Annotated in this window: 15 protein-coding genes and 1 pseudogene; 6 read left to right on the top strand and 10 right to left on the bottom strand. The window is 63.3% G+C overall.

Annotation, left to right across the window (positions count from 1 at the left end; translation table 11 throughout):
* The first annotated feature begins 71 nt into the window (after positions 1-71).
* The 3 genes from galE to QA640_RS15575 all read left to right on the top strand — a co-directional run bounded on the left by galE (position 72) and on the right by QA640_RS15575 (position 3,742).
* Positions 72-1,085 carry a UDP-glucose 4-epimerase GalE gene (galE, locus tag QA640_RS15585; protein ID WP_283041491.1) on the top strand — a complete coding sequence of 338 codons (1,014 nt, stop codon included), beginning with the start codon at positions 72-74 and terminating at the stop codon, positions 1,083-1,085.
* A 119-nt stretch (positions 1,086-1,204) separates the two neighbouring features.
* Positions 1,205-3,004 (top strand): ABC transporter ATP-binding protein, encoded by a 1,800-nt coding sequence (locus tag QA640_RS15580; protein WP_283041490.1) that lies wholly within the window; start codon positions 1,205-1,207, stop codon positions 3,002-3,004.
* Between the two features lie 36 nt (positions 3,005-3,040).
* The gene (locus QA640_RS15575; RefSeq protein ID WP_283041489.1) at positions 3,041-3,742 is read left to right on the top strand and encodes a fumarylacetoacetate hydrolase family protein; all 702 of its coding nucleotides are present in this window, start codon (positions 3,041-3,043) and stop codon (positions 3,740-3,742) included.
* Positions 3,743-3,841: 99 nt separating this feature from the next.
* Here the strand turns inward: QA640_RS15575 and QA640_RS15570 are convergent, their stop codons facing one another.
* From QA640_RS15570 to QA640_RS15550, 5 genes are all read right to left on the bottom strand, one after another.
* Positions 3,842-4,300, bottom strand: a complete 459-nt coding sequence (locus QA640_RS15570) for a nuclear transport factor 2 family protein (RefSeq protein WP_283041488.1) — start codon at positions 4,298-4,300, stop codon at positions 3,842-3,844.
* 32 nt (positions 4,301-4,332) lie between these two features.
* Positions 4,333-5,262, bottom strand: a complete 930-nt coding sequence (locus tag QA640_RS15565) for an aspartyl/asparaginyl beta-hydroxylase domain-containing protein (RefSeq protein WP_283041487.1) — start codon at positions 5,260-5,262, stop codon at positions 4,333-4,335.
* A gap of 122 nt (positions 5,263-5,384) precedes the next feature.
* Entirely contained in the window at positions 5,385-5,540 is a 156-nt protein-coding gene (locus tag QA640_RS15560; protein WP_283041486.1) for a hypothetical protein, read from the bottom strand.
* 169 nt (positions 5,541-5,709) lie between these two features.
* Positions 5,710-6,759 carry an alpha/beta hydrolase gene (locus QA640_RS15555; protein WP_283041485.1) on the bottom strand — a complete coding sequence of 350 codons (1,050 nt, stop codon included), beginning with the start codon at positions 6,757-6,759 and terminating at the stop codon, positions 5,710-5,712.
* Between the two features lie 135 nt (positions 6,760-6,894).
* Complete coding sequence (locus tag QA640_RS15550; RefSeq protein ID WP_283041484.1) at positions 6,895-7,818, bottom strand: LysR family transcriptional regulator; 924 nt, start codon at positions 7,816-7,818, stop codon at positions 6,895-6,897.
* A gap of 217 nt (positions 7,819-8,035) precedes the next feature.
* Here QA640_RS15550 and QA640_RS15545 point away from each other — a divergent pair, with 217 nt between their 5' ends.
* The 3 genes and pseudogenes from QA640_RS15545 to QA640_RS15535 all read left to right on the top strand — a co-directional run.
* Complete coding sequence (locus tag QA640_RS15545; RefSeq protein ID WP_283041483.1) at positions 8,036-8,746, top strand: SDR family oxidoreductase; 711 nt, start codon at positions 8,036-8,038, stop codon at positions 8,744-8,746.
* A 19-nt stretch (positions 8,747-8,765) separates the two neighbouring features.
* Positions 8,766-8,993, top strand: coding sequence for a 4-oxalocrotonate tautomerase family protein (locus tag QA640_RS15540; RefSeq protein WP_283041482.1), 228 nt, complete (start codon positions 8,766-8,768; stop codon positions 8,991-8,993).
* Between the two features lie 20 nt (positions 8,994-9,013).
* Positions 9,014-9,193: pseudogene (locus tag QA640_RS15535) on the top strand (YbfB/YjiJ family MFS transporter); the annotation flags it as partial.
* Positions 9,194-9,330: 137 nt separating this feature from the next.
* Here the strand turns inward: QA640_RS15535 and QA640_RS15530 are convergent.
* The 5 genes from QA640_RS15530 to metK all read right to left on the bottom strand — a co-directional run bounded on the left by QA640_RS15530 (position 9,331) and on the right by metK (position 15,065).
* Positions 9,331-9,945: a phasin family protein gene (locus QA640_RS15530; RefSeq protein ID WP_283041481.1), complete on the bottom strand. Its 615-nt coding sequence runs from the start codon at positions 9,943-9,945 to the stop codon at positions 9,331-9,333.
* Complete coding sequence (locus QA640_RS15525) at positions 9,914-10,576, bottom strand: AAA family ATPase (RefSeq protein WP_283041480.1); 663 nt, start codon at positions 10,574-10,576, stop codon at positions 9,914-9,916. Before QA640_RS15525 ends, QA640_RS15530 begins: the two co-directional genes overlap by 32 nt.
* Before the next feature lie 133 nt (positions 10,577-10,709).
* Positions 10,710-12,170 carry an NAD(P)/FAD-dependent oxidoreductase gene (locus tag QA640_RS15520; protein ID WP_283041479.1) on the bottom strand — a complete coding sequence of 487 codons (1,461 nt, stop codon included), beginning with the start codon at positions 12,168-12,170 and terminating at the stop codon, positions 10,710-10,712.
* Between the two features lie 153 nt (positions 12,171-12,323).
* Positions 12,324-13,745 carry an adenosylhomocysteinase gene (gene ahcY, locus QA640_RS15515; RefSeq protein ID WP_283041478.1) on the bottom strand — a complete coding sequence of 474 codons (1,422 nt, stop codon included), beginning with the start codon at positions 13,743-13,745 and terminating at the stop codon, positions 12,324-12,326.
* Between the two features lie 123 nt (positions 13,746-13,868).
* Positions 13,869-15,065, bottom strand: a complete 1,197-nt coding sequence (metK, locus tag QA640_RS15510) for a methionine adenosyltransferase (RefSeq protein ID WP_283041477.1) — start codon at positions 15,063-15,065, stop codon at positions 13,869-13,871.
* Between the last annotated feature and the right edge of the window lie 55 nt (positions 15,066-15,120).

Here is a 15,120-nt window from a genome sequence, read left to right as displayed (position 1 = left end):
AGCCGCGCCGATACCCCCTCTTCACCAGGCAAACGTTAGCATCATCGGATGATCGGAAGACGGGTGAGATCATGACCGTGCTTGTCACCGGCGGCGCCGGCTACATCGGAAGTCACACCGTTCTGGCGCTGGCGGAAGCCGGCGAGGACGTCGTCGTGATCGACGATCTCTCCACCGGCTTTTCCGCTTACCTGCCGGAAGGCGTGCCGCTGTTCATCGGCGATGCCGGCGACGAGAACCTGCTCGAAGGCGTGATCGCCCAGCACAACATCGAGAGCATCGTCCATTTCGCAGGCTCGGTCGTGGTGCCGGACTCGATGCACGACCCGCTCGGCTACTACCGCAACAACTTCATGACTGCGCGCAACCTGCTCAACGTCGCAGTCAAGCGCGGCATCAACCGATTCATCTTCTCGTCGACGGCCGCCGTCTACGGCAATCCGGACCGGGTGCCGGTGCCCGAGCACGCGCCGACGCGGCCGCTCTCGCCTTACGGCTCGTCGAAGCTGATGACCGAGATCATGCTGCACGACGTCGCCTCGGCCTACGGCATGCAATTTGTCGTGCTGCGCTACTTCAACGTGGCCGGCGCCGACCCGCAGGCCCGCATCGGGCTTGCCTCCGTCGGCGCCACGAACCTGTTCAAGATCGCGGTCGAGGCCGCGACCGGCCAGCGCGCCAAGATCGACGTGTTCGGCACCGACTATCCGACCCCGGACGGCAGCTGCATCCGCGACTTCATCCACGTCACCGATCTGTCGCAAGCGCATCGCTCCGCACTGGCTTACCTGCGCGGTGGCGGCGCCTCGACGACGTTGAACTGCGGCTATGGCCGCGGCTACTCCGTGCTCGAAACCATCGATGCCCTGCGCCGCGTTTCGGGGCGCAGCTTTGCGGTCCAATATGCACCGCGCCGTCCCGGCGACATCATGACCATGGTCGCCGACACCAGCCGCATCCGCAGCGTGCTGGACTGGAGGCCGCAATACGAGAATCTCGAGACCATTGCGGCCCACGCGCTGGCATGGGAGGAACAGCTGTTCCGCGAGCGCCATGACGAGCTACGCCAGGCGGTCTCGGCGTAGAATCGTTAGGTTTGCAAGTCCTTAATTGGGCTTGAAAAACCCTGCCTGAGCGGGCACAGAGGCCATTCGATCCCTGACGCGCGGGCAGGTTTGCCCCTTGCGCCGTCAATGGACTACGGATGGCCCAGTTTCCAAAGAAAATCACCGACGATCCCTATGCGGCAGCGATCCTGATTCGCCGCCTCGTCATGGAGCAGGGGATCAGCTATTGGCGGCGCTACCTCGTCGCCTTCGCGCTGATGGCGGCGGCCGCCGGCGCGACCGCAGCCGCGACCTATGTGCTCGGCCAGGTCATTAACCAGGCCTATGTCGACAAGAACGTCCCGGGCATCGCGATGCTGTCCGGCGTGACGGTGGTCCTCTTGTTCATCAAGGGCGTGGCGACCTACGGCCACATGGTGATCCTGACCAAGATCTCTAACGCCATTCTCGCCAACAACCAGCGGCAACTCTTCGCCAAGCTGATGCGCGAAAGCATCGGCTTCTTCTCCGAGCGGCACTCCTCGGAATTTCTTGCGCGCCTGACCGCCGGCGCCAAGTCCATCACCGACGTCCTCAACATGCTGGTCAATGCCGTCGGGCGCGACCTGTTGATGCTGCTCGCCATGATCGGCGTGATGGTCTGGCAGGATCCGCTGATGTCGTTCATCGGCCTCGTCGCGGTGCCGCCGGCGATGCTGGTGCTTCGCAAGCTGGTCAAGCGCATCAAGGGCCTCGCCCATAACCAGTTCACCGGCACCGCCGACATTCTGGAAACCATGCAGGAATCGCTGCAGGGCATCCGCACGGTCAAGGCGTTCACGCTGGAAGATGCGATGCAGAGCCGCATCGACGAGAACATCGCCGTCGTCGAGCGCAACGCCAACAAGATGGCGCGCGTCGCCAACCGCTCCAATCCACTGATGGAGATGCTGGGCGGCTTTGCGGTCGCCGGCTGCCTGCTCTATGGCGGCTACAGCGTGGTCGCGCTAGGCGCCACCCCGGGCCAGTTCTTCTCCTTCATGACCGCCTTCCTGATGGCGACCGAGCCGGCCAAGCGGCTGGCGCGGCTCAACATCGACCTCAACAGCCAGCTCGTCGGCGCCCGGATGCTGCTCGAGGTCGTCGACAGCCCGGCAAGCGAGCAATCCGATGACGACAAACCGGCCTTGAGGCTGTCGGACGCGCGGATCGAGCTCAACGACGTCAGCTTCGCCTATCGCGCAGGCGAGACCGTGCTCAACCGCATGAGCTTCACTGCCGAGCCCGGCAAGGTCACCGCGCTGGTCGGCCCTTCCGGCGGCGGCAAGTCGACCGTGCTGGCGCTGCTGCTGCGATTCTACGAGGTGACGCAGGGCGACATCCTGATCGACGGCCAGTCGATCGCGTCGGTGTCGCGCAAATCGCTGCGCGGGCAAACCGCCTATGTCGGCCAGGACGTCTATCTGTTCCGCGACACCATCCGCAACAACATCGCCTTCGGCAGGTTTGGTGCGACCGACGACGAGATCATCAATGCCGCCAAGGCGGCCTGCGCCCACGACTTCATCATGAGCTTCCCGCTCGGCTACGACACGCCGGTCGGCGAGCACGGCACGCAGCTTTCCGGCGGCCAGCGCCAGCGTATCGCCGTCGCCCGGGCGCTGATCAAGAACGCGCCGATCATCCTCCTCGACGAAGCGACAGCCGCGCTTGATTCCGAATCCGAGAAGCAGGTGCAGGAGGCGATCGAGCATCTCTGCCGGAACCGCACCACCATCGTGATCGCGCACCGTCTGCACACCATCATGCACGCCGACGCGATCCTGGTGGTCGAGGGCGGCGAGATCGTCGAGCGTGGACGGCATGACGAGCTGCTGCGCCGCTCGGGCCGCTACGCCTCGTTTTTCCGCCTGCAGCACCATGCGACCAGCCCCGTCGCGCTGGGCGCAACCGCTTAGGAATCCCTATCACCCCAAGAGCAGCGAGACCGTTTCATGAACGCCGCCTCCTACGTCATCCCGCTTCCGCCGCAGGCTTCGCTTCCCGTCGTCGGAGAGACCGGCCGCTACCCCGTCCGCCGCATATGGTGTGTCGGCCGCAACTATCTCGAGCACATCCGCGAGATGGGCAATGACGAGCGCGCCCCGCCGTTCTTCTTCGCCAAGCACGCCGACATGCTGGTGCCCGATGGCGCCACCATCCCCTATCCGCCGCTGACCAAGGACCTGCATCACGAGGTCGAGCTGATCGTCGCGATGAAGAGCGGCGGCCTCAACATTCCCACTGAGAAGGCGCTCGATCACGTCTACGGCTACGCCGTCGGCATCGACCTGACCCGCCGTGACCTCCAGATCGCTTCGCGCAAGAAGGAGCGTCCCTGGGAGATCGGCAAATCGTTCGATTACTCCGCGCCGTGCTCAGCGGTTCAGCCGGCCTCGAAGATCGGTCATCCGTCGAAGGGCAAGATCTGGCTCACCGTCAACGGCAAGGAAGCCCAGAAGGGCGACCTCACCGAGCTGATCTGGAACGTGCCGGAGATCATCTGGCAGCTTTCGCAGCAGGTGAAGCTCGCCGCCGGCGACATCATCATGACCGGCACACCCGCCGGCGTGTCGCAGCTCCAGCCAGGCGACAAGCTCGAATGCGGCGTCGACGGCGTCGGCTCGCTGAAGGTGTCGATCGGCCAGCCGGAGTAAAGCTGCACGACGTCAACCAATCAAAAGGCCCCGGCGTGTCCGGGGCCTTTTTGCATTTCTGTTGGATCACTCAGGCACAAGAGGTCGGGAGGACCCGATCTACCAGGCCTTCACCGGTCGGTTGGCGTGACTGACCTGCGGGACACCGCGGTTGAGCGACATGTGGGAATGCACACACAGCCAGCCATCGGCATTTCTGGAAAATACCATCGTCGCGCGGCCGGGGCGCGGGAACGGAATGCCATCGGGGTGATAGCCCGTGCTCGTCCACGGTGCGATCACGGTGACCATCGTGCCGTCGGGGGACGCCAGGATCGAGGTCTGATCGAGGACGAAGTGAAAGTCGGTCGTCTTCGGCCAGACGTTGTCCCACTGAGTCGCGACCCATTGATCGAGACCAGGGATGACGTCGCTATGCGTGCCGAAGGCAAGCACATCCGGATGGAAGAGCGGCCTCGCCGACGCGTAGTCGACCTCGCGGACATAGCCCGCGAAGGTTTCCAGCCACTGGCGGAAGAATTGTTCTGTCTCGGCGTCGGCGGTCGGCAACGGGGCCATTGCCTATTCCCAATTCAGCGCGACCGCGGCAATCACCGCAGCGCCGACATCACGATGAGGCCGAGGATCAGCGCCGTCAGCGAATATTTCAGCGTGTAGTAGACGCTGCGGTTCCATTCCTTGACCTTACGGCTCGCAAGGTGGATCTCATAGAGCTTGCCGAACACCTTGTTGAGCACGCCGACATTCTCGCCGTCGACGTTCTGGGTCGCCGATGCCTTGACGATGTGATGGCTGACCCAGCGGTTCATCGCCGTCATGAAGCCGAACTTCATCGGACGCTCGACGTCGCAGAACAGGATGATGCGATTGACGTCGGTCGCGTTCTCGGCGCTGTGGATGAAGGTCTCGTCGAACATGAAGGCCTCGCCGTCGCGCCACACGCATTCGACGCCATCGACGAGAATCCGGCACTTGTTCGAGTTCGGCGTGACGAGCCCGAGGTGATAGCGCAGCGAGCCGGCGAAGGGATCGCGGTGCGCGCCCAGCTTGCCGCCCGGCGGCAGCATCGCGAACATCGCGCCGTGCACGGACGGAATTGAGTTCAGAAGCTCCACCGTCTTCGGGCACAGCGTGCGCGCAGAAGGCAGGAAGTCGTCGTACCACTTCAGGTAAAAGCGCTTCCAGCCGCTTTTGAAGAACGAGTAGAATCCCCAGTCGTTGTTCTTGGCCGCGGCGCGGATGAAGCCTTCATCGAACAGGCGCACGGCCTCGTCGCGGATCGTCTCCCAATTCTCGCTGAGCCGTTTCAGCTCAGGAAACTGGTCCACCGAGATCACCGGCTTGTTCGGCACGGCCGAGCCGGCATACATCAGCACGTTGTAGGGTGCGAGATAGGTCGAATGATCGCCGAGCTGGCGCGCAAAGCGCAGCCGCTGCTTGCCACGGAAATGGACATAAATCGTCGAGGCCGCAAGCACATAGAGGATGACGAGTTGCGGCGCAAAGAGCTGTTTCAGCATTTCCCCGATCCCAAGTGACCCAGCTGGGGTGTCGTGTAGCCCGGCCCGGCGCCAGCGGCAAGGCGCCGCAAACGGGTTCCGTCGTTCTCGACAGTAACAGTTGAGTCAGCTGGGGATGCCGATCACGCCCGCGCGAGTGCCTGCAGTCCCCTAAAGGTCAGGCGCTTGGGATCCCTGACGCCTTCGAGATAGAGCCGGCGAATGAAGGTGGTGACAGCGTCGCGGTCACAATCGGTCAGCGCGACAACGGCGTCGACCGCGATCTTCTGGGCTTCCATTGGGCTACCCTCAGTTAGCGAGCACCCCGGCCGAAAGAGCCTAGGACGTCCCGGTTAATCCGGCGTTAACCGTTTGGGCAGCATGGCCGATTCATCGCAGGCCTCGAATACGCAAAACAACGCATGCCGCGGTTTGATGCGGCCGGCGCGTGCCGGCCGGGCGCGCCTTTCAGCTCGCGGCGATATCGAGGACGGCCTGGGCAAAGGCCTGCGGGGCTTCCTGGGGCAGGTTGTGCCCGATACCGCCGGTGATCGTCCGGTGCTCGTACTTGCCGGAAAACTTCTTTGCGTAGGCGGAGGGCTCGGGATGCGGAGCGCCGTTGGCGTCGCCCTCCATGGTGATGGTGGGCACGGCGATCACGGGCAGGCCCGCCAGCCGTTGCTCGAGCTCGGAATACTTGGCTTCGCCCTCGGCCAACCCGAGTCGCCAGCGATAATTGTGGATCGCGACGTCGACGTGATCGGGATTCTGGAGCGACGCCGCGCTGCGGTCGAAGGTGGCGTCGTCGAAGTTCCATTTGGGCGAGGCGAGCTTCCAGATCAGCTTGGCGAAGTCGTGCGTGTTCTTCGCATAGCCTTCGCGCCCGCGCTCGGTGGCGAAATAGAACTGATACCACCATTGCAGCTCGGCGACCGGCGGCAGCGGCATCTTGCCTGCCGCCTGGCTGGAGATCAGGTAGCCGCTCACCGACACCATCGCCTTGACGCGCTCCGGCCAGAGCGCCGCGATGATGTTGGCGGTCCGCGCGCCCCAATCATAGCCGGCGAGCGTCGCCTGCTTGATGCCCAGCGCATCCATCAGCGCGACGATGTCGACAGCGAGCGCCGCTGGCTCGCCGTTTCGCACCGTCTCGCCGGACAGGAAGCGCGTCGTGCCATAGCCCCGGAGATGAGGAACGATGACACGATATCCCGCCTTCGCCAGCGCAGGCGCGACATCGGCGAAACTGTGGATGTCATAGGGCCAGCCGTGCAGCAGGATCACCACGGAACCATCGGCCGGACCAGCCTCGGCGTATCCAACGTTGAGGACGCCGGCATCGATCTGCTTGATCGCGGCGAAGGACGTGTTCGTGCCCGGCTTGATTGCCGGCACGGTCGAGGGACTCGCCTTGCCGGACTGCGCGGCGGCAACGCTGCCGAGAACGAATGGTGCGGCGACGCCGATCGCGGCGGTGGCGAGGAAACGACGGCGATCGGCGTTTGGTTGTCCTGACATATTCATCTCGTGCAATTCGAAGGCACGCAACACGCGGCCAATGTGTCGCTGTACCAGGCATGTGGGCCCAACCGAGAGGCCGGCGAATGGCCGGTCTCCGATACACACTCTTCCGCCCGGCGAGCGAGTCACAATTCAGCGAGTGTCGATAGCCTTCTTGAGGACCGCGAACTGCTTCTTCAACCGCGGCACGGCAAAATCCGTGAAGGCCCGTACCTTCGGGACCGAGAGCCGGCCCTGCGGCGAAATCAGGTGCACTGGTATTTCGGGATCCTCGTCGCCTGCGAGCACGATGTCGAGGTCGCCGCGATGCACCTGCTCGGCGACCTGATAGGAATACATCCGCGCGACGCCCCGGCCGGCGACCGCGGAGGCAACCGCGGCATAGGTGCTGTTGATCACGAGCCGCGGCGCGAACTGAACGGTTCGCGGCACGACGGAGCCGGCCTGCGGCGCAAACGTCCAGGAATTCGGCAGGTGGGCCATGGCGACGATCTGATGCTTGGCGAGATCGCCGGGCTCTGTGATGCGTGGATGCTGGTTGAGATATCGCGGCGCAGCCACCACCACACGGCGTACGTCGCCGAGCTTCATCGCGACCATCGCGGAGTCCGAGAGAGGACCGATTCGGAGCGCCACGTCGATGCCCTCCTCGATCAGATTGACCGCCCGGTCGAACAGCAACAGTTTTGCCGACACAGTCGGGTAGGCATCCAGGAACGCATCGAGGATCGGCCGCAGCACCATCTCGCCGGAAACCACAGGCGCAGTGATCGCGAGGGTGCCGCGCGGCGCGGCACGCGGCCCTGCCGCAATATCGTCGGCCTCCTCCAGCTCGGTCAGCACGCGTCGGCAGATCGCCACGTAACGCTCGCCCTCCTCGCTGAGCTTGATCGAGCGCGTCGTCCGGTGCAGGAGCTCGGTGCCGACCCGCTCCTCCAGGAAGGCGATGGCTCGGCTCACCGCGGCCGGCGAGCGGCGGAGTTTGCGGCCAGCAGCAGCAAGGCTGCCTTCGTCCACCGCAAGGACGAACACCTTCATCGCGTCGAGACGATCCATGCGCTTTCCGTCGCCCCAGCAAAGTCCGACCGCAAGCTAGGCGCTCACACGCGGCACGACAACCGCCGCAAGGGCTGATCGGCCATTCGATCGCGCCGCGAAAGAGTATCTGCCGGACAGCGCGTATTCGCGCGGACGCTCCGGCGGCGTACCTCAGCGGGCGAGCCCGTCGTCGCTCCCCAGCCGACGGGCATCCATTCAACACCAGGAGCCCAACATGGGTATCGAGCAGAAAGTCGCCATCATCACCGGTGCATCGCAGGGCATCGGCGCCGCCCTCGTTCAAGCCTACCGCGACCGCAACTATCGGGTCGTCGCAACGGCCCGCAGCATCAAGCCGTCGAGCGATGACGAAGTCCTCGCCGTTCCCGGCGACATTGCCGACTGGAACACCGCCGAGCGCGTGGTGTCTCAGGCCGTCGCCCGCTTCGGCCGTGTCGACACGCTGGTCAACAATGCCGGCATCTTTGTCGCAAAGCCGTTCACGCAATACACGGCCGAGGATTATGCGGCGGTGATGGGCATCAACGTCGCGGGCTTCTTCCGCATCACGCAGCTCGCCATCGCCGAGATGGAAAAGCAGGGCTCGGGCCACGTCGTCCAGATTACAACCACCCTGGTTGATTACGCCAATTCCAACGTGCCGTCGGTCCTGGCGTCGCTGAGCAAGGGTGGTCTCAATGCGGCGACGAAATCGCTGGCAGTCGAATATGCCAGGCGGGGCATTCGCGTGAACGCGGTTGCGCCTGGCGTCATCAAGAGCCCGATGCACCCGGTCGAGACCCACGCCCAGTTCGGCGCGCTGCACCCGGTCGGCCATATGGGCGAGATGTCCGACGTCGTCGATGCTGTCCTCTATCTCGAGCAGGCCGGCTTCGTGACGGGCGAGATCCTGCATGTCGACGGCGGCCAGAGCGCCGGCCATTGAGCCGACAGGAGGATTCACCATGCCCATCGTCACCATTCAAGTGACCCGCGAGGGAGCGACGCCGGGTGCGACGTCGCTCACCACGGAGCAGAAAGCTGCGCTGATCAAGGGCTCGAGCCAGTTGCTACTCGATGTCCTCGGCAAGCCGCTGGATTCGACCTTTGTGGTGATCGAGGAGGTCGCTACCGACAATTGGGGCTGGGGCGGCCTGCCCGTTCCCGAATTCCGCCGCCGCCGCGCGACGTAACCAGGCTGATCCGCGCGGGACACGCGACCACCAGCTTCGCGCTGTTCCAGGCGGCCGCGGCCTATGGCTTCTCCTGGTTGTATGCGCAGACCGGCGGTGACTATCCCGTTCTGTTCGAGCTCGGTGGCGGCGCGCTGGTGCTCGCGCTGGCGATCGATCTCGGCATGGCACTGACGATGCGCAAGCCACAAAGACGATGACGGCGCCACTTGCGAATACTACGTCACGCCGTCGTCGATCCTGCCAAGGCAACTACAAGATGTCGAGTGCGTAGGTCTGCCAGAGGGGCCAATGCCGGTTCGAACCTTGCCTCGGCAGCCTTGCAATCCGACGCCGGCTATTCTGCGCCGGTTCTCGTCACGTTCTGCACCAACGACTTCAGCCATTGGCCCTGCTGCAGGACCAGCTCACACTGCCTTCTTGCGTGTGAGCTGGACAGCTCAATCAATTCCGACACTGTTCTCGCGCGGCTCAACTCCCGCGTATACTGCAAGGTCGCACCTGCGTTCAGTTTCACCAGCTCGAGCAAGACGGCGTGGCACTCGGCGGCAGTGCCCTCCAAGAGGTCGTTTTCCAAACGGACAAGCTTCTCCGTGGAGTCCGATCCTGCTTGCACACCCAACCTCATTGCCTCCAGGGACCGAGTCTGCACGTCGTCGATTTCCGCGGCGAGATCGGTCGTGCCGTCGCAATTTTCGGCCTGCGCGGAGCACGCTGGCACCATCGCAGTTGTCTTTTGAACAGTTGTCTTTTGAGCAATAGTCTTTTGAGCAACAGTTCTGGCCGTCCGCCCGCCCCGCGGTCCATCCTCCCGCGAGACGACAACCGGGTCCTTCGGCATCTCCACCAGGCTCTCGTCGATGCTACGGCTCATCGCCGCAGTCAGCTCCACGAGCGAACGACGCCTGGCACGGGCACCATCAGCAGGCATTCTTGACTGCGGCTTGTCCATGTTCATCAAACTCCCCGACGAGATGCTCCGATATCCAACCCCACAGAGCGACAATTTCGTCCGCGGCTTTTCCTTCCGGCGCGAACTCGGTCACGCCCAACCCTGCCCCGAGTGCATCCTGATGATCGTTCCGTTGCGCAATAAAGGGGAGCGCGAGCACGCCGAGCGAGTTGAGCGATGTGGCAGCTTCGCTCAGCCGGCAACCCCGTGTCGGCGTCTGATTGAGAATGAAGGCAAATCGGCGGTTGAGCCTGCGAATGGCGATCAGCGTGGGCACTGCGGCTTCGATATCAGCCGGGCTCGGACGGGCCGGGATGAGAGAAAGATCGGCGTTGGCAATAGCACGCATCGCCAGGCGGTTGTTCGTGGCGGCCGTGTCGATGATTGCAAGCCAGATCCCTTCCGCGCGGAGACGCGCTATCAACGGCTCGATCTCGGCGGGATCAGCAAGGCACGCGACGCGAGGATAGAGATTCTCGCGGCGGTCCTTCCATTTCGAAATTGTTCCTTGTGCGTCCGCCTCGACAAGAGCTACCCGCTCTCCGCGCTGCATCGCCGCCACTGCAAGGCCGGTGGCCAGCGTACTCTTGCCGCTGCCACCCTTTTGCGTGACCAGAGCAAGGACGTACATGTCCCGCGCTTCTCCTAGGTGGCAACGACGCGGAACTCAGACGTTGTCGGAAATAAATTGCTACGCGACGCAATGATGCTACCGCAGGTCATGATTCGACTCAAGCTATCGGCGAGTTCCAACATCCTGAGATTCACGAATACTGCATCACGCCGTCATCAACTTTGCCGTAGCGCAGTGACACGATGTCGAGCGCGTAGTTCTGATAGAGTCGCCACGGTCGCTTCGAACCCTGCTTCGGCATCTGCGCGATCGAGCGTTGCACATAGCCCGAGGTAAAGTCGAGCGACGGTTGCGCCGATATCGTCGGATCAGAGTTGTACGGCATGCATTGTCGAAAATTCTGCCGATCCATGTAGTTGATGAGCCGGCAAACGTATTCGCAGGTGAGATCGCATTTCAGCGTCCACGACGCGTTGGTGTAGCCGAAGGCTGAAGCCATGTTCGGCACGTCGGCGTACATCATGCCCTTGTAGGTCAGCGTCTTGGCGAAATCGACCACGCGGCCGTCGACGCTGATCTCGAGCCCGCCGACGATCTGAAGCACGAGCCCGGTCGCGGTGACGATGATGTCGGCGGCGAGCTCGCTGCCATCCTTGAGGCGAATTCCATCTTTCGTGAAAGTGTCGATCTCGTTGGTGACGACGGAGGCACGTTTCTCGCGGATCGCCGTGAAGAGGTCGCCGTCGGGCACCAGACACAGCCGCTGATCCCAGGGATTGTAGCGCGGCGTGAAATGCGTCGCGACGTCGTAGTCCGGCCCCAGCGCGATTCTCACGCCCTTCAGGATCAGGTCCTTCACCTTGGCGGGCCGGCGCCGGCTGAGCTGGAAGAAGAACATCCCCCACATCACGTTGCGCCAGCGGATCAAATGATAGGCGAGCGTTGCCGGCAGGTTGCGTCGCAGCTTGTTGGCGAGGGGATCCTGCGCGGGACGCGACACCACGTAGGTCGGCGAGCGTTGAAGCATGACGACGTGCGAGGCCTTTTTCGCAAGCTCCGGCACCAGCGTCACGGCCGTGGCGCCCGATCCGATCACCACGACGCGCTGATCCGCGTAGTCGATGTCCTCGGTCCACTTCTGCGGATGCACGATGCGGCCTTGAAAATCCGCGGTGCCCCTGAATTCCGGCGTGTAGCCTTGCTCGTATTTGTAGTAGCCGGAGCACATGAACAGGAAATTGCAGGTGAAGCGCACGATCTCGGATGCGCCTTCGCCCGTCAGACGTTCGGCTTCGACGGTCCAGCGTGCATCGGGCGTCGACCACGACGCACGCTTGACGCGATGGCGGAAGCGGATCTTCTTGTCGATGCCGTTCTCGGATGCCGTCTCGCGCACGTAGTTCAGGATTTGCGGCCCGTCGGCGATCGCCTTCGGATCGGTCCACGGCTTGAAGGAATAACCGAGAGTGAACATGTCGCTGTCCGAGCGGATCCCGGGATAGCGGAACAGATCCCAGGTGCCGCCGATGCAGTCGCGTCCCTCGAGGATGACGTAGCTCTTGCCCGGGCATTTCGTCTTGAGATGATAGCCCGCGCCGATGCCGGACAGGCCCGCGCCGACGATGAGGACGTCGAAATGTTCTTGTTGCATGGTTTCCTCCGCCGCCGAGGATTGTCCGACCATCGCCGCAGCCCGTCAATCGCCAATCGACCCCGATGCAACCGTGAGGAGAGTAGTTTCCGGCCGCAAAGCAAAGAAGCCCCGGATTGCTCCGGGGCTTCTGCATGTTGAAACGATCGGACCTCAGTAGCGATAGTGATCCGACTTGTACGGACCTTCCTGCTTCACGCCGATATAGTCGGCCTGGTCCTTGCGCAGCTCGGTGAGCTTCACGCCGATCTTGGCGAGGTGCAGGCGGGCGACCTTCTCGTCGAGCGTCTTCGGCAGCACGTAGACCTTCTTCTCGTACTTGCCGTCCTTGTTGTTTGCGAACAGCTCGATCTGCGCCAGCGTCTGGTTGGTGAAGGACGCCGACATCACAAAGCTCGGATGACCCATGGCATTGCCGAGATTCACGAGACGCCCTTCCGACAGCATGATGATGCGGTGCTTGTCGGGGAATTCGATCTCATCCACCTGCGGCTTGATGTTGGTCCACTTCAGATTACGGAGCGCCGCGATCTGGATCTCGTTGTCGAAGTGGCCGATGTTGCAGACGATGGCGCGATCCTTCATCGCGCGCATGTGCTCGATGGTGATGATGTCCTTGTTGCCGGTCGCGGTGACGAAGATGTCGGCGCGCGGCGCGGCGTCTTCCATGGTGGTGACTTCATAGCCCTCCATCGACGCCTGCAGCGCGCAGATCGGGTCGATCTCGGAGACCATGACGCGGCAGCCGGCCTGGCGCAGCGAGGCGGCCGAGCCCTTGCCGACGTCGCCGAAGCCAGCGACCATAGCCACCTTGCCCGACATCATCACGTCGGTGCCGCGGCGGATACCGTCGACCAGCGATTCACGGCAGCCATAGAGGTTGTCGAACTTCGACTTGGTGACGCTGTCGTTGACGTTGATGGCGGGGAACAGCAGCGTGCCCTTGTTGGCCATCTCGTAGAGGCGATGCACGCCCGTCGTGGTCTCTTCCGAGACGCCCTTGATGTTCTTGGCGATCTCGCCGAACCAACCTTTCGGCTTCTCCTTCAACAGGCGCTTGATCAGCGCGTAGAAGATCTCTTCTTCCTCGGAAGCAGGCTTGTCGAGGAAGGCGGTGTCGCCGTTCTCGGCGCGAACGCCGGCATGCACCAGCATGGTGGCGTCGCCGCCGTCATCGAGGATCATGTTCGGCGTGCCGCCGCCATGCCAGTCGAACAGCTTCGCCGTGTAGTCCCAATATTCGGTCAGCGTCTCGCCCTTCACGGCGAAGACGGGAATCCCGGCCGCAGCGATCGCAGCGGCGGCGTGGTCCTGCGTCGAGTAGATGTTGCAGGAGACCCAGCGGATGTCGGCCCCGAGAGCTGCGAGCGTCTCGATCAGGACCGCGGTCTGGATCGTCATGTGCAGCGAGCCGGCGATGCGCGCGCCCTTCAGCGGCTGCTTCGGGCCGAACTCCTCACGGGTGGCCATCAGGCCCGGCATCTCGGTCTCGGCGAGCGAGATCTCCTTGCGGCCGAAATCGGCCAGCGAAATGTCCTTGACGATGTAATCGGTGAAGCCAGGCTTCGCGTTCATGTCGAGCTTCCTGTTGTTTGAAAAAGTCATTCCGGGGCGCTCTGAAGCGAGCGAACCCGGAATCCGTAAGGTTCGAGATCCCGGGTTCGCCGCTGGCGCTGCGCCTCGGAATGACGGAATTGATCAGACCGCGCGCTTGAACGGCTCGACGAGATCAGTCTTCTCCCAGGAGAAGCCGCCTTCATTGTCGGGCGTACGGCCGAAATGGCCGTAGGACGAGGTGCGCGCGTAGATCGGACGGTTGAGGTCGAGATGGCTGCGGATGCCGCGCGGCGTCAGATCCATCACTTCGGCCGCGGCCTTCTCGAGCTTGTCCTCGGAGACCTTACCGGTGCCGTGCGTGTCGATGTAGATCGACAGCGGCCGCGCCACGCCGATGGCGTAGGCGAGCTGCAGCGTGCAGCGGTCGGCAAGGCCGGCGGCCACGATGTTCTTGGCGAGATAGCGCGCTGCGTAAGCGGCCGAACGGTCGACCTTGGTCGGATCCTTGCCGGAGAACGCGCCGCCGCCATGCGGGGCTGCGCCGCCGTAGGTGTCGACGATGATCTTGCGGCCAGTCAGGCCGGTGTCGCCGTCGGGACCGCCAATGTAGAACTTGCCGGTCGGATTGATGTGCCAGATGGTCTTGCCGTTGATCCAGTCCTTCGGCAGCGCCTCGCGCACATAGGGCTCGACGATGTCGCGAATCTGCTTGGACGAGATGTCCTCGACCAGATGCTGGTGCGAGACCACGATTTCGCGCACACCGACCGGCTTGCCGTTCTCATACTGCACGGTCACCTGGCTCTTGGAGTCAGGGCCCAAGACCTTCTCGCGGCCGGAATGGCGCGCTTCGGAGATCAGCCGCAGGATCTTGTGGGCGTAGAAGATCGGCGCGGGCATCAGATCGGGCGTCTCGTTGGTGGCGTAGCCGAACATGATGCCCTGGTCGCCTGCACCCTCTTCCTTGACTTCGCCCGGCTGAAGCGCATCGACGCCCTGCGCGATGTCGGCCGACTGCGGATGCAGGAGGATCTCGATATCCGCGGTCTTCCAGTGGAAACCTTCCTGCTCGTAGCCGATGTCCTTGATCGCGCCGCGCACGACGCTCTCGATCTGCTCGTTGGTGACCGACGCGGGACCGCGGGTCTCGCCCGCGATAACGACCTTGTTGGTGGTCGCAAGCGTTTCGCAGGCAGCGCGGATCTGCCATGGGTTAATGCCGGCTTTCGGTCCTTCGCGGTAGAACAGATCGACGATCTCATCGGAGATCCGGTCGCAGACCTTGTCCGGATGGCCCTCAGACACCGACTCGCTGGTGAAGAGATAGGACGCTCGCATCAGTAACCCCTTGTCCCGCCCCGTTGGGCGGCCGTTAGCAATGTTTACTTTTGGA

The sequence above is a fragment of the Bradyrhizobium sp. CB82 genome, assembly GCF_029714405.1.
Lineage (GTDB): Bacteria > Pseudomonadota > Alphaproteobacteria > Rhizobiales > Xanthobacteraceae > Bradyrhizobium.
Note: the sequence above shows the minus strand (reverse complement) of the source record. Positions and strands in the feature narration are given on the sequence as shown.

Coding starts and splice junctions, on each gene's coding strand:
- galE (WP_283041491.1), top strand. CDS start 72: ATGACCGTGCTTGTCACCGGCGGCGCCGGCTACATCGGAAGTCACACC.
- QA640_RS15580 (WP_283041490.1), top strand. CDS start 1,205: ATGGCCCAGTTTCCAAAGAAAATCACCGACGATCCCTATGCGGCAGCG.
- QA640_RS15575 (WP_283041489.1), top strand. CDS start 3,041: ATGAACGCCGCCTCCTACGTCATCCCGCTTCCGCCGCAGGCTTCGCTT.
- QA640_RS15570 (WP_283041488.1), bottom strand. CDS start 4,300: ATGGCCCCGTTGCCGACCGCCGACGCCGAGACAGAACAATTCTTCCGC.
- QA640_RS15565 (WP_283041487.1), bottom strand. CDS start 5,262: ATGCTGAAACAGCTCTTTGCGCCGCAACTCGTCATCCTCTATGTGCTT.
- QA640_RS15560 (WP_283041486.1), bottom strand. CDS start 5,540: ATGGAAGCCCAGAAGATCGCGGTCGACGCCGTTGTCGCGCTGACCGAT.
- QA640_RS15555 (WP_283041485.1), bottom strand. CDS start 6,759: ATGTCAGGACAACCAAACGCCGATCGCCGTCGTTTCCTCGCCACCGCC.
- QA640_RS15550 (WP_283041484.1), bottom strand. CDS start 7,818: ATGGATCGTCTCGACGCGATGAAGGTGTTCGTCCTTGCGGTGGACGAA.
- QA640_RS15545 (WP_283041483.1), top strand. CDS start 8,036: ATGGGTATCGAGCAGAAAGTCGCCATCATCACCGGTGCATCGCAGGGC.
- QA640_RS15540 (WP_283041482.1), top strand. CDS start 8,766: ATGCCCATCGTCACCATTCAAGTGACCCGCGAGGGAGCGACGCCGGGT.
- QA640_RS15530 (WP_283041481.1), bottom strand. CDS start 9,945: ATGGACAAGCCGCAGTCAAGAATGCCTGCTGATGGTGCCCGTGCCAGG.
- QA640_RS15525 (WP_283041480.1), bottom strand. CDS start 10,576: ATGTACGTCCTTGCTCTGGTCACGCAAAAGGGTGGCAGCGGCAAGAGT.
- QA640_RS15520 (WP_283041479.1), bottom strand. CDS start 12,170: ATGCAACAAGAACATTTCGACGTCCTCATCGTCGGCGCGGGCCTGTCC.
- ahcY (WP_283041478.1), bottom strand. CDS start 13,745: ATGAACGCGAAGCCTGGCTTCACCGATTACATCGTCAAGGACATTTCG.
- metK (WP_283041477.1), bottom strand. CDS start 15,065: ATGCGAGCGTCCTATCTCTTCACCAGCGAGTCGGTGTCTGAGGGCCAT.